Annotated in this window: 18 protein-coding genes; 14 read left to right on the forward strand and 4 right to left on the reverse strand. The window is 31.9% G+C overall.

Going from position 1 to position 16,588, the window contains the following annotated elements:
- Positions 1 to 5 precede the first annotated feature (5 nt).
- Positions 6 to 374: a DUF5518 domain-containing protein gene (locus MSM_RS02490; protein WP_011953935.1), complete on the forward strand. Its 369-nt coding sequence runs from the start codon at positions 6 to 8 to the stop codon at positions 372 to 374.
- A gap of 12 nt (positions 375 to 386) precedes the next feature.
- Entirely contained in the window at positions 387 to 794 is a 408-nt protein-coding gene (locus tag MSM_RS02495) for a hypothetical protein (protein WP_004032255.1), read from the forward strand.
- Between the two features lie 2 nt (positions 795 to 796).
- Here the strand turns inward: MSM_RS02495 and MSM_RS02500 are convergent, their stop codons facing one another.
- Positions 797 to 1,888: a formate--phosphoribosylaminoimidazolecarboxamide ligase gene (locus MSM_RS02500; protein ID WP_004036716.1), complete on the reverse strand. Its 1,092-nt coding sequence runs from the start codon at positions 1,886 to 1,888 to the stop codon at positions 797 to 799.
- 197 nt (positions 1,889 to 2,085) lie between these two features.
- On the opposite strand from MSM_RS02500, the gene MSM_RS02505 reads away from it, so the two are divergent.
- Positions 2,086 to 2,625 (forward strand): metallophosphoesterase, encoded by a 540-nt coding sequence (locus MSM_RS02505; RefSeq protein WP_011953936.1) that lies wholly within the window; start codon positions 2,086 to 2,088, stop codon positions 2,623 to 2,625.
- Positions 2,626 to 2,628: 3 nt separating this feature from the next.
- Complete coding sequence (locus MSM_RS02510; RefSeq protein ID WP_011953937.1) at positions 2,629 to 3,261, forward strand: RlmE family RNA methyltransferase; 633 nt, start codon at positions 2,629 to 2,631, stop codon at positions 3,259 to 3,261.
- Here MSM_RS02510 and MSM_RS02515 read toward each other — a convergent pair.
- A complete protein-coding gene (locus MSM_RS02515) occupies positions 3,258 to 3,680 on the reverse strand; it encodes a hypothetical protein (RefSeq protein WP_011953938.1) in 423 nt (140 codons plus the stop codon). The two genes, MSM_RS02510 and MSM_RS02515, sit on opposite strands and share 4 nt — an antisense overlap.
- Before the next feature lie 136 nt (positions 3,681 to 3,816).
- On the opposite strand from MSM_RS02515, the gene mcm reads away from it, so the two are divergent.
- The 9 genes from mcm (at position 3,817) to mtaA (ending at position 13,730) form a co-directional block, all read left to right on the forward strand.
- Positions 3,817 to 5,817, forward strand: coding sequence for a minichromosome maintenance protein MCM (gene mcm, locus MSM_RS02520; RefSeq protein WP_004032260.1), 2,001 nt, complete (start codon positions 3,817 to 3,819; stop codon positions 5,815 to 5,817).
- 105 nt (positions 5,818 to 5,922) lie between these two features.
- Positions 5,923 to 6,330 carry a translation initiation factor IF-2 subunit beta gene (locus MSM_RS02525; RefSeq protein WP_004032261.1) on the forward strand — a complete coding sequence of 136 codons (408 nt, stop codon included), beginning with the start codon at positions 5,923 to 5,925 and terminating at the stop codon, positions 6,328 to 6,330.
- 20 nt (positions 6,331 to 6,350) lie between these two features.
- A complete protein-coding gene (locus MSM_RS02530) occupies positions 6,351 to 7,403 on the forward strand; it encodes a 60S ribosomal export protein NMD3 (RefSeq protein WP_011953939.1) in 1,053 nt (350 codons plus the stop codon).
- Positions 7,404 to 7,408: 5 nt separating this feature from the next.
- On the forward strand, positions 7,409 to 8,368 hold the full coding sequence (locus MSM_RS02535; RefSeq protein ID WP_004036710.1) for a tyrosine--tRNA ligase: 960 nt from the start codon (positions 7,409 to 7,411) through the stop codon (positions 8,366 to 8,368).
- A gap of 3 nt (positions 8,369 to 8,371) precedes the next feature.
- A complete protein-coding gene (locus tag MSM_RS02540) occupies positions 8,372 to 8,581 on the forward strand; it encodes a hypothetical protein (RefSeq protein ID WP_011953940.1) in 210 nt (69 codons plus the stop codon).
- Positions 8,582 to 8,874: 293 nt separating this feature from the next.
- Positions 8,875 to 10,260 carry a methanol--corrinoid protein co-methyltransferase MtaB gene (mtaB, locus tag MSM_RS02545; RefSeq protein WP_011953941.1) on the forward strand — a complete coding sequence of 462 codons (1,386 nt, stop codon included), beginning with the start codon at positions 8,875 to 8,877 and terminating at the stop codon, positions 10,258 to 10,260.
- 18 nt (positions 10,261 to 10,278) lie between these two features.
- On the forward strand, positions 10,279 to 11,106 hold the full coding sequence (mtaC, locus tag MSM_RS02550) for a methanol--corrinoid protein MtaC (RefSeq protein WP_011953942.1): 828 nt from the start codon (positions 10,279 to 10,281) through the stop codon (positions 11,104 to 11,106).
- Between the two features lie 6 nt (positions 11,107 to 11,112).
- Positions 11,113 to 12,717 (forward strand): methylamine methyltransferase corrinoid protein reductive activase, encoded by a 1,605-nt coding sequence (locus MSM_RS02555; RefSeq protein WP_011953943.1) that lies wholly within the window; start codon positions 11,113 to 11,115, stop codon positions 12,715 to 12,717.
- An 8-nt stretch (positions 12,718 to 12,725) separates the two neighbouring features.
- Complete coding sequence (gene mtaA, locus MSM_RS02560; RefSeq protein ID WP_004036704.1) at positions 12,726 to 13,730, forward strand: methylcobamide:CoM methyltransferase MtaA; 1,005 nt, start codon at positions 12,726 to 12,728, stop codon at positions 13,728 to 13,730.
- Here the strand turns inward: mtaA and MSM_RS02565 are convergent.
- Complete coding sequence (locus tag MSM_RS02565; RefSeq protein WP_011953944.1) at positions 13,727 to 14,278, reverse strand: hypothetical protein; 552 nt, start codon at positions 14,276 to 14,278, stop codon at positions 13,727 to 13,729. The two genes, mtaA and MSM_RS02565, sit on opposite strands and share 4 nt — an antisense overlap.
- Before the next feature lie 4 nt (positions 14,279 to 14,282).
- Positions 14,283 to 14,861 carry a dTMP kinase gene (tmk, locus tag MSM_RS02570; protein ID WP_011953945.1) on the reverse strand — a complete coding sequence of 193 codons (579 nt, stop codon included), beginning with the start codon at positions 14,859 to 14,861 and terminating at the stop codon, positions 14,283 to 14,285.
- A 178-nt stretch (positions 14,862 to 15,039) separates the two neighbouring features.
- Here tmk and MSM_RS02575 point away from each other — a divergent pair, with 178 nt between their 5' ends.
- On the forward strand, positions 15,040 to 16,518 hold the full coding sequence (locus MSM_RS02575) for a DUF2142 domain-containing protein (protein WP_011953946.1): 1,479 nt from the start codon (positions 15,040 to 15,042) through the stop codon (positions 16,516 to 16,518).
- Positions 16,519 to 16,588: the final 70 nt, after the last annotated feature.

A 16,588-nucleotide genomic window follows, 5' to 3' on the forward strand; every position in this document is an offset into this window, starting at 1 on the left:
TAAAAATGACTAAATGGGGACCAGTATTTCTTGGTTTTATCCTTGCAGTAATTGTAAAATCATTCTTTGCACATTATGAATTTATAGGATTACTCCTTGTTGGATTTATAGTAGGATATTTATGCCGTGACGGAGCAATAAGCGGAATGTGGAATGCAGCAGTTGCCGGTGCATTCGGAACCATAGTATCTGCAATATTATTTGTTATAATTGCTACCTTTGGAGGAGCTCTATTTGGAATCTTCGGAGGTTTAGTTGGATTTACAGTATCCGGAATTACAACAGTCTTTATAGTTTTAGGATATTTAATATACTATGCAATAGTCATGGGTATTGCTGGCGGTGTTGGAGGATTAATTTCTTCTAAAAAATAAGGGGAAAAATATATGGATTTTAAAAATTTTATTGATTGGAAATCATTTATAATGGGAGCCGCATTTGCTTCATTTATCTGTGTTGTTGCATCACAGTACCAATTAGATTGGTTATATGCATTTGCAGCTATTGGTTTACTTTATGTTGGTTATAAAGCTAAAAATATGAAATGGGGAGCTATTTTAGGTGCAATAGCAGCAACTCCATTATTTGTACTTGCAGCATATGGTGTTTTCGGACCTCTTTCAGACAGTTCTTTTGATCCGCAAGTAAGTATGTTTGTTACACTTATTGCTGTTCTCATGGTTGGAGCATTAGTTGGTTTTGTTGGAGCATACACTTACAGAAATAGGCAAAGAGCAATTGCTGCAAAGGAAAAACAAGCAAAAACAGGTAAAAATAAAAAAGGAAAAAAATAATTTTAAGTTATTATTTTTTCCAATTCTTCTTTTTTAATTGCATTTTTAATTTCAAGGGCAATTCTTCTACCCATACTCATAGGTTTTCCATAAGTTAAATAGCTGTAAGGTGAACCTCCCATAAAAGTATTAGTTCCACCATCGGTTCTAGCACTTATTTCAAAACAGATTACTTCTAAATTATCATTTACTAAAGTTTGCATACAGAACGGGCCGTTTAATCCAGGAGCAACAAGTTTTTTAGCACTTTCCACTAATTTATCCGCCATTTCAAATACTTGAGGAAGTAAAGATTCTCTGATAACTGCAGGATGATTACCTGTAACCACATAAGATGGGCTTAAATCAATATCTAACTGGTCTTTAGCAGGCATTCTTACAAAACCGTCAATACTGGATTCATATCTTGTATCCATACCTAACAATTCAACTTCATCTTCCAAAGCGGAATAGAAATAATGTATACAGTAATTACATCCGGAAACATATTCTTCAATATGTGCATTAGCTACATCTGAGTCTTCCAGCCATCCGCGAGCTTTCATGGCATCTATTTTTTTATTGAATTCTTCAGGAGATGATGCTACAAAATAACCTCTTCCTCCCCTTGCACCAGGGAATTTAACCATAACCGGACGGTCAATTTCTGAAGGATTATCATATTTGTAAGGTATTCTTACTTCACCTTCAACAAGAAGTGCTCTTTCTTTGTCTCTTTCAGCTTCCCATCTTAAAATATCCCTATTACCAAACATAGGAACATTAAATTTATCTTCAACATTGTCAAGACCTGCATATGCTACAAATGAACCGTGAGGTATAACAATAGCATTCATGTCTCTTAGCTTTTGCTGAACATCCTCATTGACAATGTCTTTAAATTTGTCAACGATTATATATTCATCTGCAACATCAAAACGTTGATATGGTACTTCTCTTCCTTTTTCACAAACAATAGCTGTTCTAAAACCTTCTTCTTTTGCACCTTGTAGAATATGCAAGGAAGTGTGGCTTCCAAGAGTAGCTATGGTTATATTGTCTTTGTCGTAATTGTCTAATATCTCAAAAATATCTTCAAGTTTAACTTCTCCCATTTTAATATCTCCTCAAAGAATTGATGTATAATAATATATATTTAAGATATTATAACCCTTTTTGTTTTTAAAAAAAAGATTGAACAGAACAGTTAATTTTTAAAAAAACAATTAACAAAAATTCAATCAAATGTTAAAAACAAATATTAAAAAGGATAACTGATAAAATAATAAATTAGAAATTTTTAAATCATGAGATGAACTTTATGCTAATCGGATTAATATCAGATACACATATTCCAGACAGAGCTAGAGAACTTCCTAAAAATGTAATATCCTCATTTGAAAATGTTGATTTGATATTGCATGCAGGAGATTTAACTTCCACAAAAGTAATTGATGAATTGAAAAAAATAGCTCCAACAATAGCTATTCAGGGAAATATGGATAGGGCAGCTGGAATAATGTTGCCTAATGCAAAAGTTATCGAAGCTGAAGGATTGAAAATCGGAATTGCTCATGGAGAAGTATATCCAAGAGCAGATACACAACAATTACTTTATTTGGCAAAACAGTTAGACGCAGATATTTTAGTTACAGGACATTCCCACCAGCCAAAAATAGAACAGATTGACGGAGTTTTATTATTGAATCCTGGAAGTCCTGTTGTTCCAAGACTTGCAGACAGAACTGTAATGTTACTTGAAATTAATAATAAAGAGGTTGATGTGGAAGTTATTAAAATTGGAAATCCTGTGTGCAGTACATTAGATTTAGACAAATTTAAAGGAGAATGAAAAATGGGCAGTCGTTGGCAAATGGAAAAAAAACATGATCCATATTACAAAAAAGCTAAAAAAGAAGATTATCGTTCAAGAGCATCATATAAAATCAAACAGTTAGACAAAAAATTCAAACTTATTAAAGAAGGAGATACCGTTGTAGATCTTGGAGCAGCTCCAGGAGGATGGTCCCAGGTAGCTTTAGAAAAAGTTGGAGAAGAAGGTCTTGTAATCGGAGTGGATTTAAACAGAATAAAACCTTTCCCTGAAGAAAATTTCCATGGAATCAGAGGAGATTTTACAACTACAGAAGTTCAGGAAAAAGTTATGAATTTAATTGGAGGAAAAGCTAAAGTCGTAATTTCTGATGCGTCACCATCATTATGCGGAATTAAAAATATTGACCAGTTAAGATCAATTGATTTGACAAACACAGTTATTGGAATTGCTGATAATATTTTAGAGCCTAAAGGAAACTTAGTTATGAAAGTATTTCAAGGTCCCGAATATAAAGACATGCTAACCAGACTTAAAAAGAAATACAGGCAAGTAAAAACAACAAAACCTCCATCATCCCGTAAAAAAAGCTCAGAAATGTATGTTGTGGGATTAGACTTTAAACCTAAAAAAAATAAAAAAAGTAAAGATTAAAGATTATTGTATGCTACAGTAGCATTCTGTAATTTTTCCTTAGCAAAATCTATTCTACTATCAACTTCGTTTGATGACTTGCCTGAATCCAGTGCACTTTGAACATTTTGAATAGCGGAATCAGCTTTTGTTAATTCCAATCTTGCATCATTATATTTTTGAACCTGAGCTGTGTCCCCATTATCATAATACAAAGATTTTACACCATCAAATTGTGATTCCAAATCACTATATGAAGATTTTAGCTCCGCAAGTTCATCATATTGATTACCAGAAGAAATTTCATTAGTAATTCCTGATGAAACAATACTAAATCCAACATATGCCACAACAACAATTGTTGAAATAATCATTATAATTCCAACAACAGAAATAAGCATGGATGTGGATTTAAATAAATTTAATCTAGATTTTCTCATATTATCCTCATTTTATTAAATAAAAAAACTATCTAATAATTTAATAATATTTTTACTTGTTTTTAGTATATAATATTTTACTTGCCAAATGCTCAATACAATATTTTTTAAAGTATGAAAAATTAATAATATTTTAATGAATGCTAGTACAAAATCACGAACATCTGTTGCAAAATTTGAGGAATTTTTCGCTACAACATACAAAGATGATGTATTTGAAATCCTTGAAAAATATCCTGATGAAAGGTCACTTACTGTAGATTACAATGATTTAGAAATGTTTGACCCTGATTTGGCAGATTTATTAATTGAAAAACCTGAAGAAGTTATTGAAGCATCCAAAAGTGCAATAAAAAATATTGACCCTTTAGTAAAAGATGCTGATATCAATATTCGTTTTGAAAATCTTTCTAATATAATTCCTTTAAAAACCCTATTAAGTAAGTACATTGGGACATTTGTCGCTGCAGATGGAATTGTAAGAAAAACAGATGAAATAAGACCTAGAATTGAAACTGGTGTCTTTGAATGTAGAGGATGTATGAGACTGCATGAAGTAGAGCAACGTTCCGACAGCAGAATTATAGAGCCTTCTTTATGTAGTGAATGTGGTGGAAGATCATTTAGATTGCTGCAGGAGGAATCAAAATACATTGATACTCAAACAGCAAGAATGCAGGAACCATTGGAGAATTTATCTGGAGGAACTGAACCTAAACAGATGTTAATGGTTTTGGAAGATGATTTAGTAGACCAATTAAATCCCGGAGATAAAGTAAGAATTACAGGAACTTTAAAAACATTCAGAGAAGAGCGCAGCGGCAAATTCAAAAACTACATTTATGTAAATCATATCGAACCTTTAGAGCAGGAATTTGAAGAATTGCAGCTTACAGAAGAAGACGAGGCAAAAATCATTGAACTTTCTAAAGACCCGGACATTTATGAAAAAATCATCAAATCAACTGCCCCATCAATCAGAGGTTATAGAGATGTAAAAGAAGCTATTGCTCTTCAATTATTTGGTGGTGCTGCAAAAGAGCTTGAAGATGAAACTAGATTAAGAGGAGATATTCATATTTTAATCGTCGGGGACCCAGGTATCGGTAAATCCCAAATGCTTAAATACGTTTCAAAATTAGCTCCAAGAAGTATTTACACCAGTGGTAAAGGTACAACAGGAGCAGGGTTAACTGCAGCAGCAGTTAGAGATGAATTAGGCGGATGGTCTCTTGAAGCAGGTGCATTAGTACTTGGGGACCAGGGTAATGTATGTGTTGACGAACTGGACAAAATGAGGTCAGAAGACCGTTCAGCACTTCACGAGGCACTGGAACAACAAACTGTAAGTATTGCTAAAGCAGGAATCATGGCTACTTTAAATTCAAGATGTTCAGTTCTCGCAGCAGCTAACCCTAAATTCGGAAGATTTGACAGATTCAAAATACTTGCAGAACAAATTGATTTGCCTTCCCCAATTTTATCTCGTTTCGATTTAATATTTGTTGTTGAAGATAAACCAAGTGTAAAAGGAGATTCAGAACTTGCACAGCACATTCTCCAAATACACCAGCAAAATACTGTAAATTATGAAATTGAACCTGAATTACTCAGGAAATATATTGCATATGCCCGTAAAAATGTAAATCCGAAACTTACTGATGAAGCAAACATGGTTTTAAAAGAGTTTTATGTAAGTACAAGAAACAGTTCAGGTGATGAAGAATCCCCAGTTCCAATTACTGCAAGGCAATTAGAAGCTATCATTCGTTTAGCTGAAGCTAGTGCTAAAATAAGACTAAAAGACACAGTAGATAAAGAAGATGCACAAAAAGCCGTGAGACTGCAATTAGCTTGTCTTAAAGAAGTCGGTGTTGATCCAGAAACCGGAGAAATAGACATTGATAAAGTAGAAGGAAGAACACCTAAATCAGACAGAGACAAATTGCAAAGAATCATTTCTGAAATTGAAATACTTGAAGAAGAATATGCCGGACAAGCTCCAATGAATGTTTTAGTATCCAATATGAGTGATAAATACGACATGAGTGAAGAAAAAGTAGATGAAATGGTTAGAAACTTAAAACACAAAGGAGTAATCTACGAACCAACAAACGGTTATCTCAAAAGAGCATAACCTTCTTTTTTTATTTTATATTTTTTAATCAAATAGGATAACTTAATAAATGATTAAAATCAAAATTAATATATTATATTTATACTAATTTTACGGAGCGATAATATGGAAGAATACGAAAATTTATTAAATAGAGCAATAGACCAATTACCTCCTGAAGTATTTGAACACAAAAGATTTAAAATTCCTAAAGCTTATTCAGATATACAAGGTAACAGAACTTTTATAAAAAACTTTAAAGATGTTGCTGAAGATTTAAACAGAGATCCACAACATGTATTAAAATTTTTATTAAGAGAATTAGGTACTGCAGGTAATTTAGAAGGATCAAGAGCAATTTTACAAGGTAAATTTACACATTACTTAATCAACGAAAGATTAGAAGATTATGTTGAAAAATATGTTATTTGCCATGAATGTAACAGGCCAGATACTAAAATTATCAGAGAAGATAGGATATTCATATTAAAATGTGCTGCATGTGGTGCTAAAGCTCCATTAAAACCATTATAATCCTATTTAACTTATTTTTAATGATTTTTATGTTTTGTGTAGAATGTGGAAGTACTGATAAAAAAATGGTTGGAGATATTTGCATTGACTGCTTTTTAAAAGACTTTCAAATGATTGAAATCCCAGAAAATATTAAAGTAGAAATCTGCAGCCACTGTAACAGTAGAATCGAAGAAGGAAAATGGACAGATTCATTTTTACCTGAAGATGAAATAATTTATCGTGCTTTAGAGCGAAACATTAAAATCAGCAATCTTGTTGAAAATGAAATTATCAATCTTGAAATCGACCAAATAAAAGGAACAATAGCCAATTGTTATGTGGAAGTTGTTGGAGAAGTTTACGGAGTTCAGCTTGATGAAACTCATGACACTTCAGTAAGAATAATGAAAACAGTTTGTCCAACATGCAGTAAACTTCAGGCAGGCTATTACGAATCGGTTGTTCAGTTTAGAGCAAACAACAGAGATATAAAAGCAGAAGAATATGATAAAGCTGATGAAGTTGTTAAAAGAACTTTAAATAAGCAAAGCAAAAGCGACAAGCTTGCTTACTGCCCACAAATAGCTAAACTAAAAGAAGGTTACGATTATTATATTGGATCATTAAAATCCGGCAGAAAAGTAGCTGAAAGCTTAAAAGAAGAATTTGGAGGAATTATTAAAGAATCTCCAAGACTTATCAGTGAAGACAAATCTACTGGAAAAGGTCTTTATAGAATTTGGATTTCAATTAGAATTCCGGAATTTGAAATAAATGATTTTATCAAACATGAGGGCAAAATACTGCAGGTAAAAGATATTGATAAAAATAGAGTTGTTGGAATAGATATCACTGACCATAAAAGACACACAATACCTTTAAAAGAAAGTGAAGATATAACACTTCTTAAAAAGGCTGATGAAATTGAAACAACAACAATAATATCAAAATCCCCAAGCAACATTCAAATTTTAGACCCTGCAGATTATTCTGCTGTTGATTTGGATATGATGGATGAATTTAAAGATTCCAATATTGGTGACGAAGTTAAAATTATTAAAATTAACAATTACATTTATTTGATTAAGTGATTAAGATGAGCATTGAAGAAAAAATTCAATTAATTGAAAAAGGAACATTAGAAGTTATAGATACTGAAGAATTAAAAGAAGTTCTTAAAAAAGAACAACCTATAGCTTACACAGGATATGAACCTTCAGGTAAAATTCATTTAGGCCATGCAGTAACAGTACAAAAACTTAAAACCCTTCAAAAATTAGGTTTTAAAATTAAAATACTTCTTGCAGATTTCCATGCTTTTTTAAATGGAAAAGGAAGCATTGAAGAAATTGCTGAAACTGCAGAGTACAACATGAAATGTTTCAAAGCATTAGGTTTAGATGAAACTACTGAATTCATATTAGGTTCAAGTTTCCAATTAAACGAAGATTATGCATCTAAAGTTTATAAATTAGCTACCCTGACTACTTTGAAAAGAGCTAGAAGAAGTATGGATCAAGTAAGCCGTCATGATGAAAATCCGAAAGTGGCTAGTGTAGTTTATCCAATTATGCAAACTGTAGATATGGTTGCTTTAGATGTAGATGTTGCTCTTGGAGGAATGGAGCAAAGGAAAATTCAAATGCTCGCACGTGAAAACTTAGAGAAAATTGATGAAAAAGTTCCTGTCTGTATTCACACTCCATTGTTACATGGTCTTGACGGAGATGCTAAAATGTCTTCAAGTAAAGGAAATTACATTGCTGTTGACGATTCAGTTGAAGAAATTACTAAAAAAATCAAAAAAAGCTATTGTCCTCAGGGAGAAACTGAAGGAAATCCGATGATTGAAATAGCTGAAACATTCGTATATCCAAACCAGGAAACTTTACTTATTAAAAGGCCTGAAAAATTCGGAGGAGACATTGAACTTACACATGAACAGTTAATTAATGATTTCTCAAATGGAGACTTACATCCAATGGATTTGAAAAACGGAATTAAAGATTTCTTAATTGAACACTTTGCTCCTGTAAGAGAATATATGGAGGAATAAACAATGGATGAAAAACAGGAATTTGAAATGGGTTTACTTAATGGTGTAGGAGAACAGATGCTTGCTCATACTATCGAAAAGTTCGATGTAAAATTAGAACATACTGAATTCGGACCTAAACTTATAGGAACTTATGAAGAACTTGAAAAAGCTAAAGTTTTCTTATACGAAGCTATTGAAGCCAGATTAAATCAATTAGAAGGTAAAAAATAAAATTTACCTTTTAATTAAAATTTAATTAAAAAAATATAAATAACATTTTATTTTATAAAAGCCAAATAAAAGCACATAATTAATAAAACTCTCATTTTTCAAATAAAAGAAAAATAAGCTACTAATTTTAACTATTTTTAATAAACACCTGCTCTAATTAAAATATATTAATTTTAAAACAAATAATTTCATTTAATTTAAAAACAAATCCAATATATTAAATTAAATTAAAAAATCAAGCCAATTAATTTATATACTTTTAATGATTATTATTAACCATCTGAGGTGATACTATGAAAAGGTATACAAAAATGGAGTACGAAAATCCTGATGAAATGACCTTTGGATTTTCAAAACATCCTGTTAAAACAAAAAATGGATTAGAAATCGGAGCAGGTTATGTTAATCCGATAATCAAAGTTGCTCCAAAAGAAGGAAGTGAAAATTCAAAAGACACCATGGTATCAGAATGTAGAAATATTGCAATAAGTGCTTGTCAAAGAGCAGTGAATATTGGACTGCCTTCATTTATCTTAGAACAGGAACATATTGCACAACAAACTGCAAATCCTGATTGGGCAGGAGAGTGTACTCAGGCACAAGTAGAAGTTCTTGAAAAATTTCAAGACGAATATGGAATTAAAACTGCACTTAAAGCTACTCCTGCAGATATCAGAGATGAAGCAAAAGGAGAAAATTATAGAACTTCCTCCCAGTATCAGCAAGTAATGGAAAGTATAGAACAATGCTGTGAAAATGGAGCATCAATAATCTGCATTGAAACAACAGGAGGAAAATCTGTTTCAGATTACGGAATATCCCGAGGAGACCCAAGAGCAATATTATTTGGAATTGGAGTTTTAGGCAGCATAGATATGGAATTCATGTGGACAAAAATTGTAAAAATCTGCAGCAAACACAATGTAATTCCAGGAGGAGACACTAACTGTTCACAATCAAATACTGCAATGTTTCTAGCAGGAGGATTGTTAGATAAAGACTGTTCCCATACATTAGCAGCAATAGCCAGAGCTATTGGAGCATGTAACAGTTTGGTTGCTGTAGAATGTGGTGCAAAAGGACCTCTTAAAGACTGCGGTTATGAAAACCCTATTGTAAAATCAATAAGTGGAGTTCCTATTGCAACAGAAGGTAAAAATGCTGTTTGTGCACACTCTGATTTAATGGGAAATTTAATAGCTGGAATAACTGACTGCTGGAGTAATGAATCGGTTTATCATAGAGAAGAAATGGGTGGAACAACACCTGAAGTCTGGTTACAGGCAACAGGATACGAAGCTGCATTAATGAATACTGCTATTGAAACCGAAAATGATAAAATATTAAGAGACCTGTATACATTAGCAGACAAATACAGAGACCCTCAAGCATTAATTCTCGCATATGACAATGCACATAGAATTGGCCGTGCTATTGTAGAATATGGTGATGACCCATATCAAAGAAGCATAGCAGGAGCTCTTGAAGCTGGCACCATTATAAGAGAAGCTGTTGAAGACAAAAAAATGCAATTAACCAGATTCGAACAGGACAGCCTTGATGGAGCTATGAAAATCTATGAGAAATTACCAGAAGATTCCGGCAAATTTATCAAACAATCATCCAAACGATACGGACGTAAAGTAGAGGACTTTGATCCTAAAAATTATGAATTATAATAAAAAGAAGGGATTAAAATGACTTATAAAGATTTAGAAAATAAAATAAATCAAAATAAGATAGCTATTAGATACAATATAGTTGTAGAAGGTGCAGCTATAAAACCTGAAGAATATCCTGAAGTAAAAGAAGGATTGCCAACAGAAGAACCCTTTAAATCAATAGCTTTAGGAGTGCTCTATGAAGATAAAGCAAAAGTATTAAGCGATGTTAAAGAATCTCTTGAAAATGAGATTTCACCATTGGACATCATAAACAAAGGACTTATGAAAGGTATTGATGCAGTGAGCTTACTTTATACAAAAGGAGTTTATTTCTTACCTGATTTAATGCTTGCAGGAGATGCAATGATGGAAAGTGTAAAAGAATGTGAAAAAGTTCTTGGACACAAAAGTGAAACAAAAGGAACTATTGTTTGTTTTGTTGCTGAAGGAGATCCACATGACATCGGTAAAAACTTAATCTTGATGTTTTTAAGAGCCGGAGGATATGAAGCTATCGATTTAGGAAGAGATGTTCCTACCGAGAAAGTTGTTGAAGCTGTTAAAAAGTATCATCCATTATTTATGACCGGTACTGCACTTATGACAACTACAATGACTGCATTTCCAAAAGTTGTAGATGCTCTTGAAAAAGAAGGTCTTGAAGTGCCTGCAATAGGCTGTGGTGGAGGAGCTGTAAGAAAAGACTATGTTGAAAGTATGCCTATGACAGTATACGGCGTAGAAGCTTACCACACACCAAAATTAGCTGATGCAATCCTGAAAAACCATAAAACATGGGAAGATTTAAGAAAAGAGTACAGCGACATTGTAGGGGAATTCGTACCGGAATATTCAAACTAGATAACCATGGCAGAACATTATGCAATAGCTATAGATATTGGAACTAGCGGTATTAGAGCTCAAAGCTACAATCTAACTACCCATAAAACAATATCTACAGCTATAACTTTAAGACATCCATTGCCTGGAGCTAATGTAGTAGATCATCTTCACTTTGCATTAAATATAGGTCTCGAAACTGCACATAACATTCTTATAACTACAATAAACAGAGTTATAGCTAATTTAAATATTGATTTAAATAAAGTAGAAAGATTGGCAGTTTGCGGAAATCCAATACAGTTATCCTTATTTAACAATATTGAAATAAGAGATTTGGCTTTTTGGGGAGAAAATGCTTTAAAAGAAAAAAATATAACTCCTCCGTCCAGACGTGGAAAAATATTAAATCCTCAAGCAATCGGCTTAGATATTAATCCTGATGCTAAGATTTACATTCCTCCAGCCATTAAACATGAAATTGGAGCAGATGCATTAGCTATGCTTTACAAATCCAAAGCTTTAGAAAAAGATGAATATTCACTTATTATAGATTTTGGAACAAATGCTGAAATGGCCCTGATTGCAGACGGAGAAATTTATACTGCATCGGCTGCTGCAGGACCTGCTATTGAAGGGCAAAATATTGAAAAAGGCAGACTAGCTTCTCCAGGAGTAATCTGCGATATTAATGAAGAGGAAATGTTCTGGAGAATGAAAATTCTTAATGACAATTTAATAGTTGAAGACGGAGATTTAATTGATCCTGTTAATGGAAATGTCATTAAAAAATCAGACATACAAGCAAAAGGAATTACCGGAACCGGTGTAATAGCTGCATTTAGTTTAGGTAGTGATGATAAAATCATAAAAGACGGCAAAATTAAAGATACAATTTATCTGCAGGATGATGTTTATCTCAAAGAAAAAGATATTTCAAATATTGGAAAGGCATTAGGTGCTTTTAGAGCCGGACAGTTAACACTAGCTGAAAGTGCAGATATCCTTTTAGATGAAATTGAAAGTGTATATATGGCCGGAGCTTCCGGATTTTATGTTGATGCTAAAAAATCATTAAACATAGGACAAATTCCACCAGGCCCCCAACAAGTTTATCAAATTGGAAATACATCATTAGCTATGGCTAAAGATATTGTATTAAACCCCGAATTATTAGATGAATTGCAGAAATTGGCTGATAAAATTGAAAGCAATCATATAATGCTTGCTACTTCTGAAATATTTGAAAAAATATATTCCCTGGAACTGGCTATTTATGAACAAGGAATGCCATTTTGGATGTATAATCAATGGCTGCAAAAATACGGCATTCAGGAAATCCCAAATATTGAAACAGAACCTGAAATAACTAAATTATACCCAAGAGATATTTCAGATTTGGGAGAAAATGATTTAAACACAGTTGATATTGAAAATATATTATCTGCAAAATTTGACAGATGTATTTACTGTATGGACTGTGTTAATTCATGTCCTGAAAATGCTCTGTCTTTTGAGAAAGATGAATTTAAATTAAGAACAGACTTATGTTCAGGCCTTGGCTGTTTAAGGTGTGCTGGAAATTGCAAAGAACATGCTTTTAAATATGAAGAATTTTACAAAGATATATAGTGATTAATATGAATCTAAAAGAAAATCTTGAAAATGCACTTTCAGGTGAAGATGTGGAAGTTAAACCTGTTATAAGTGTAACACAAGCAGGAATTATCGAAGCAATGGAACAGACTAATGCTTCCTGGCCGGAAGCACATACAAATCCTGAGCAAATGGCAATTTTAGGAAGTTCCCTACATGAACTTGCAGGCCTTGAATGTGCAAGAATACCTTTTGGACTTACAGTTGAAGCGCAATCTATGGGAGCTGAAGTAAATCTCGGAAACAATGAACGAACTCCGGAAGTAACTGGAACTCCTTTTGAATCTGCAGATGATATTGAAGCACCAGATGATTTTTTAGAAAATGGACGTATTCCAGTAGTTCTTGAAGCTATTGATATTTTAAAAGAAAAATATGAAGATTTGCCGATAATCGTTGGAATTACAGGGCCATTTACATTAACAGGACATTTGCTTGGAATTGAAAATGTCGTAAGATATATGAAAACTGATCCTGATGAAATAGAAATAGCTATGGAAAACTGTCTTGATGCAAGTATGGATTACATTGAATCAATTCAGAAACATGATGCAGATGTTATTTGTGTAAACGAACCTACAGCATCCCCAGAATTAATTGACCCTCTTCAATTTAAATCAATGATTAAACCTAATCTTGAAGATTTGGCGGATTTTATTGATGTGCAAAAAGTATTGCATATCTGCGGGTCAACACAACCTATTATAAGTGACATGTCCTCTGTTGGCTTTGACGGAATAAGTATAGAAGAAGCCGTTGACATCCCAAAAGCCAAGGAAAGCATCGAAGATGAATGTGTCATTGTAGGAAACATCTCAACATCCAAAACATTATTGAGCGGAACACCTGAAGATGTAAAAGAAGATGTAAAAAAAGTATTAAGTGAAGATATTGATATTATAGCTCCAAGTTGTGGATTAGCTCCAAAAACACCACTAGCTAATGTTAAAGCACTAGTTGAAGCTAGAAATGAATATTTTAATATTTAAATATTAAATGAAACAATAATTGTAGCTATTGAAGAATCATCACCATAACTATACTTATTTTTTAAATATTCGTCAGATTTAGTTGACGGACTTGATGAAACAACACCATCTAACTTAAAAGGATCCAATTCCGGAAATGGAACGGGAGGTAAAACAAAATATTCATTGCCTTTTTCCAAATTGTAATTATTTAATACATCTTTAAAAATTACAAAATCATCACTTAAAAACATGATATCTTCATCATCCCTAAATTTTTTCTTATCTTCAGGATCAAAAACATCATGACCCAATATTTCTCCGTCAAATGTCAGTAAAACAGTGGGAGTTGGGGGAACTCTGAAATATCCTTTTTTAAAAATTACAAAACATACATCCCTTTTGAAACATTCCTGAACTCCTTCATTGAATACCGGAACTATATCCTTTGAGCGCTGTGCTTCCATATCAATTATCTTTAAAATATCATCATTGGAAAGTTGCCTTACTTCCAAAACACCATCCAAACCACTTATTACATTTACTACATTGTTTAAGACTTCGCTCATAATATCACCTAATACAATCAGGACAAATACCCATATACGGAGCTACAGCTTTTTTAATATCTGTTGATACTTTATTTACTCCAGTACTTGCATCAATTATTTCATGATTGAAATTGCTGATTAAATCCAAATAATTAGCTTTGACTTTACTTAAAAATTCCTCATTTTCAAATTCGTCTTCTTTAGAGCATCGATTTACAGAAGTTTTAACATCCACATCTAAAAGTAAAACCAGATCAGGTTCTTTAGCATATTTATTAATCTGTTCAATCCATTCTGCAGGTTCCTGATAAGCTAAACTAGAAATAAAAGAGCGGTCACTTAAAATAACTTTAGAATCATCATTAAGTTTATCCATAATAAGCATCCTGTCTGCTGCAAATAGTAGACCTAATGTTTTTTGAATTCTGTCAGTTGTTGCATCCGGTCTTTGCAGTATTTTTCTAATTAACTTACCGACTTCAGAATCTGTCGGTTCCACAACTGTTTCAACATCAAAACCATTCTGATCCAGCCAATCTTTTAACAGGTTAATCTGAGTAGATTTACCTGCACCATCAATTCCCTCAAAAACAATGTACATAATTTTAAATTTGAATTAAACTATATTAAACTTTAACTATTTTTTCAATGTTTCATTAAAACAAAAAGCAAAACAGCTATTTAATAAATACCTATTTTACATATGAATGACCTATGAAAATCCCCACAAACATGAACTATAAATTTATTAAGCATTATTTATAAAAAAATGATACAATATGATACAAATAAATGATAAAAAATACATACTCACTTATTTAATCGGGTTTATATTGCTTGCAACCTTTTTATTTTCATGTAACACCCATAATCATCCAAAAGCACAGATAATATTAAGTATTTTAACTGTAATAGGTGGAATAATTTGTATAAGATATTCTATAAAAAATAAAGATGCATTACACAAAACAGCTTTTTTAATAATCATCATATTTGGATTACTAACAGTATTTGCTTCACCACTTCTTGTAGCTCCTGATGAAGTAGAACATTTTGCAAGATCTGATTTAACCTCAGAAGGAGGACTTATACCAAATTACCATGAAAATCAGGGATATTTCATAAACAACTATTTTCATCAAATGACATATTCACAAGGTAGTACCCTACTAGACAATACTTCCTTTATGCATCAAGATATTACGCACTGCAAATCATTTTTTACATCAGTATTTTCTCAAAATCTATTTTACGTCTATTTAGCTCAAGGATTTGGGATATTTATTGCAAAAATGTTGGAATTACCAGTAATATTCGCATTATGGTTAGGTAGACTTTGTAACTTATTATTATACTCAGGAATTGTATATTTTGCAATTAAAAAGACGCCTGCTTTTAAAAAAGAGTTACTTGTATTATCATGTCTTCCAATAGCTGTTTTTCAAGCTGCATCAATGAGCAGTGATGGAATTATTTTTGCTCTGGCAATATTAAATATTTCTTACTTCATACAGATGTATAAATCAGAAATAATCCCAAATAAAAATATAATCATTTATTTGGCAACAGGAGTATTGATTGGACTTATTAAATTTCCATATATCTTTTTATTACTAATGTTATTTTTAATACCTGCAAACAAATTTAAAACAAAAAAAATAGCTATTATATCTAAAATGACAGCTTTACTCTTAATAGTCATAGCTGGAGCATATAGTAATTTTTATGCTTCAAAAGAATTGTTAAAAGGTGGAAGAATAGACTATTACATCCAAAATAATGTTAACCCAACCAATCAAATAAATTATATAATTCACAACCCTACATCCGCAGTTATAACCTTTGTAAAATCATTAATCTTTTTACCATACTTGATTTTTATTAAAGATTGTTCTTTTTTCCATTTAATACTTTTTCCAGGGCTAGATATATACAATGCATTGTGTTTAATCTTCTTTATTGTATTTTTATTCTTATCTGAAGATTTAAAAATGGCTAAAAGGAAAAAATTAGAATTGATAATATTATTTTTAATAATTTATACAAGCATATTTTTTATCCAATATTTAAGTTGGACTCCAGTAGGTTATGATGGTATTTTAGGCGTTGGAGCCCGTTACTTCATTCCAATATTAGCAATACTGCCATTAGTATTTGGACATAAGTCTAACAGTGAAAAATTAACAAAATATTTCATAGTATTTACAACAATATTCTTATCTGGAATGTTACTTATAATAATTGCAGGATTTTATTAAAAGAATAAGACATGAGCCTGTCTCTTCTTAAATTTCTTATTTTTTCTTTTACTTGATTTATATTATTATT

It is taken from the genome of Methanobrevibacter smithii ATCC 35061 (assembly GCF_000016525.1).
Taxonomy (GTDB): Archaea; Methanobacteriota; Methanobacteria; order Methanobacteriales; family Methanobacteriaceae; genus Methanocatella; species Methanocatella smithii.

Coding starts and splice junctions, on each gene's coding strand:
- mtaA (WP_004036704.1), top strand. CDS start 12,726: ATGAATCTAAAAGAAAATCTTGAAAATGCACTTTCAGGTGAAGATGTG.
- mtaB (WP_011953941.1), top strand. CDS start 8,875: ATGAAAAGGTATACAAAAATGGAGTACGAAAATCCTGATGAAATGACC.
- MSM_RS02575 (WP_011953946.1), top strand. CDS start 15,040: ATGATACAAATAAATGATAAAAAATACATACTCACTTATTTAATCGGG.
- MSM_RS02535 (WP_004036710.1), top strand. CDS start 7,409: ATGAGCATTGAAGAAAAAATTCAATTAATTGAAAAAGGAACATTAGAA.
- MSM_RS02525 (WP_004032261.1), top strand. CDS start 5,923: ATGGAAGAATACGAAAATTTATTAAATAGAGCAATAGACCAATTACCT.
- MSM_RS02565 (WP_011953944.1), bottom strand. CDS start 14,278: ATGAGCGAAGTCTTAAACAATGTAGTAAATGTAATAAGTGGTTTGGAT.
- MSM_RS02505 (WP_011953936.1), top strand. CDS start 2,086: ATGAACTTTATGCTAATCGGATTAATATCAGATACACATATTCCAGAC.
- mcm (WP_004032260.1), top strand. CDS start 3,817: ATGAATGCTAGTACAAAATCACGAACATCTGTTGCAAAATTTGAGGAA.
- MSM_RS02515 (WP_011953938.1), bottom strand. CDS start 3,680: ATGAGAAAATCTAGATTAAATTTATTTAAATCCACATCCATGCTTATT.
- mtaC (WP_011953942.1), top strand. CDS start 10,279: ATGACTTATAAAGATTTAGAAAATAAAATAAATCAAAATAAGATAGCT.
- MSM_RS02555 (WP_011953943.1), top strand. CDS start 11,113: ATGGCAGAACATTATGCAATAGCTATAGATATTGGAACTAGCGGTATT.
- MSM_RS02530 (WP_011953939.1), top strand. CDS start 6,351: ATGATTTTTATGTTTTGTGTAGAATGTGGAAGTACTGATAAAAAAATG.
- MSM_RS02490 (WP_011953935.1), top strand. CDS start 6: ATGACTAAATGGGGACCAGTATTTCTTGGTTTTATCCTTGCAGTAATT.
- MSM_RS02495 (WP_004032255.1), top strand. CDS start 387: ATGGATTTTAAAAATTTTATTGATTGGAAATCATTTATAATGGGAGCC.
- MSM_RS02500 (WP_004036716.1), bottom strand. CDS start 1,888: ATGGGAGAAGTTAAACTTGAAGATATTTTTGAGATATTAGACAATTAC.
- MSM_RS02540 (WP_011953940.1), top strand. CDS start 8,372: ATGGATGAAAAACAGGAATTTGAAATGGGTTTACTTAATGGTGTAGGA.
- tmk (WP_011953945.1), bottom strand. CDS start 14,861: ATGTACATTGTTTTTGAGGGAATTGATGGTGCAGGTAAATCTACTCAG.
- MSM_RS02510 (WP_011953937.1), top strand. CDS start 2,629: ATGGGCAGTCGTTGGCAAATGGAAAAAAAACATGATCCATATTACAAA.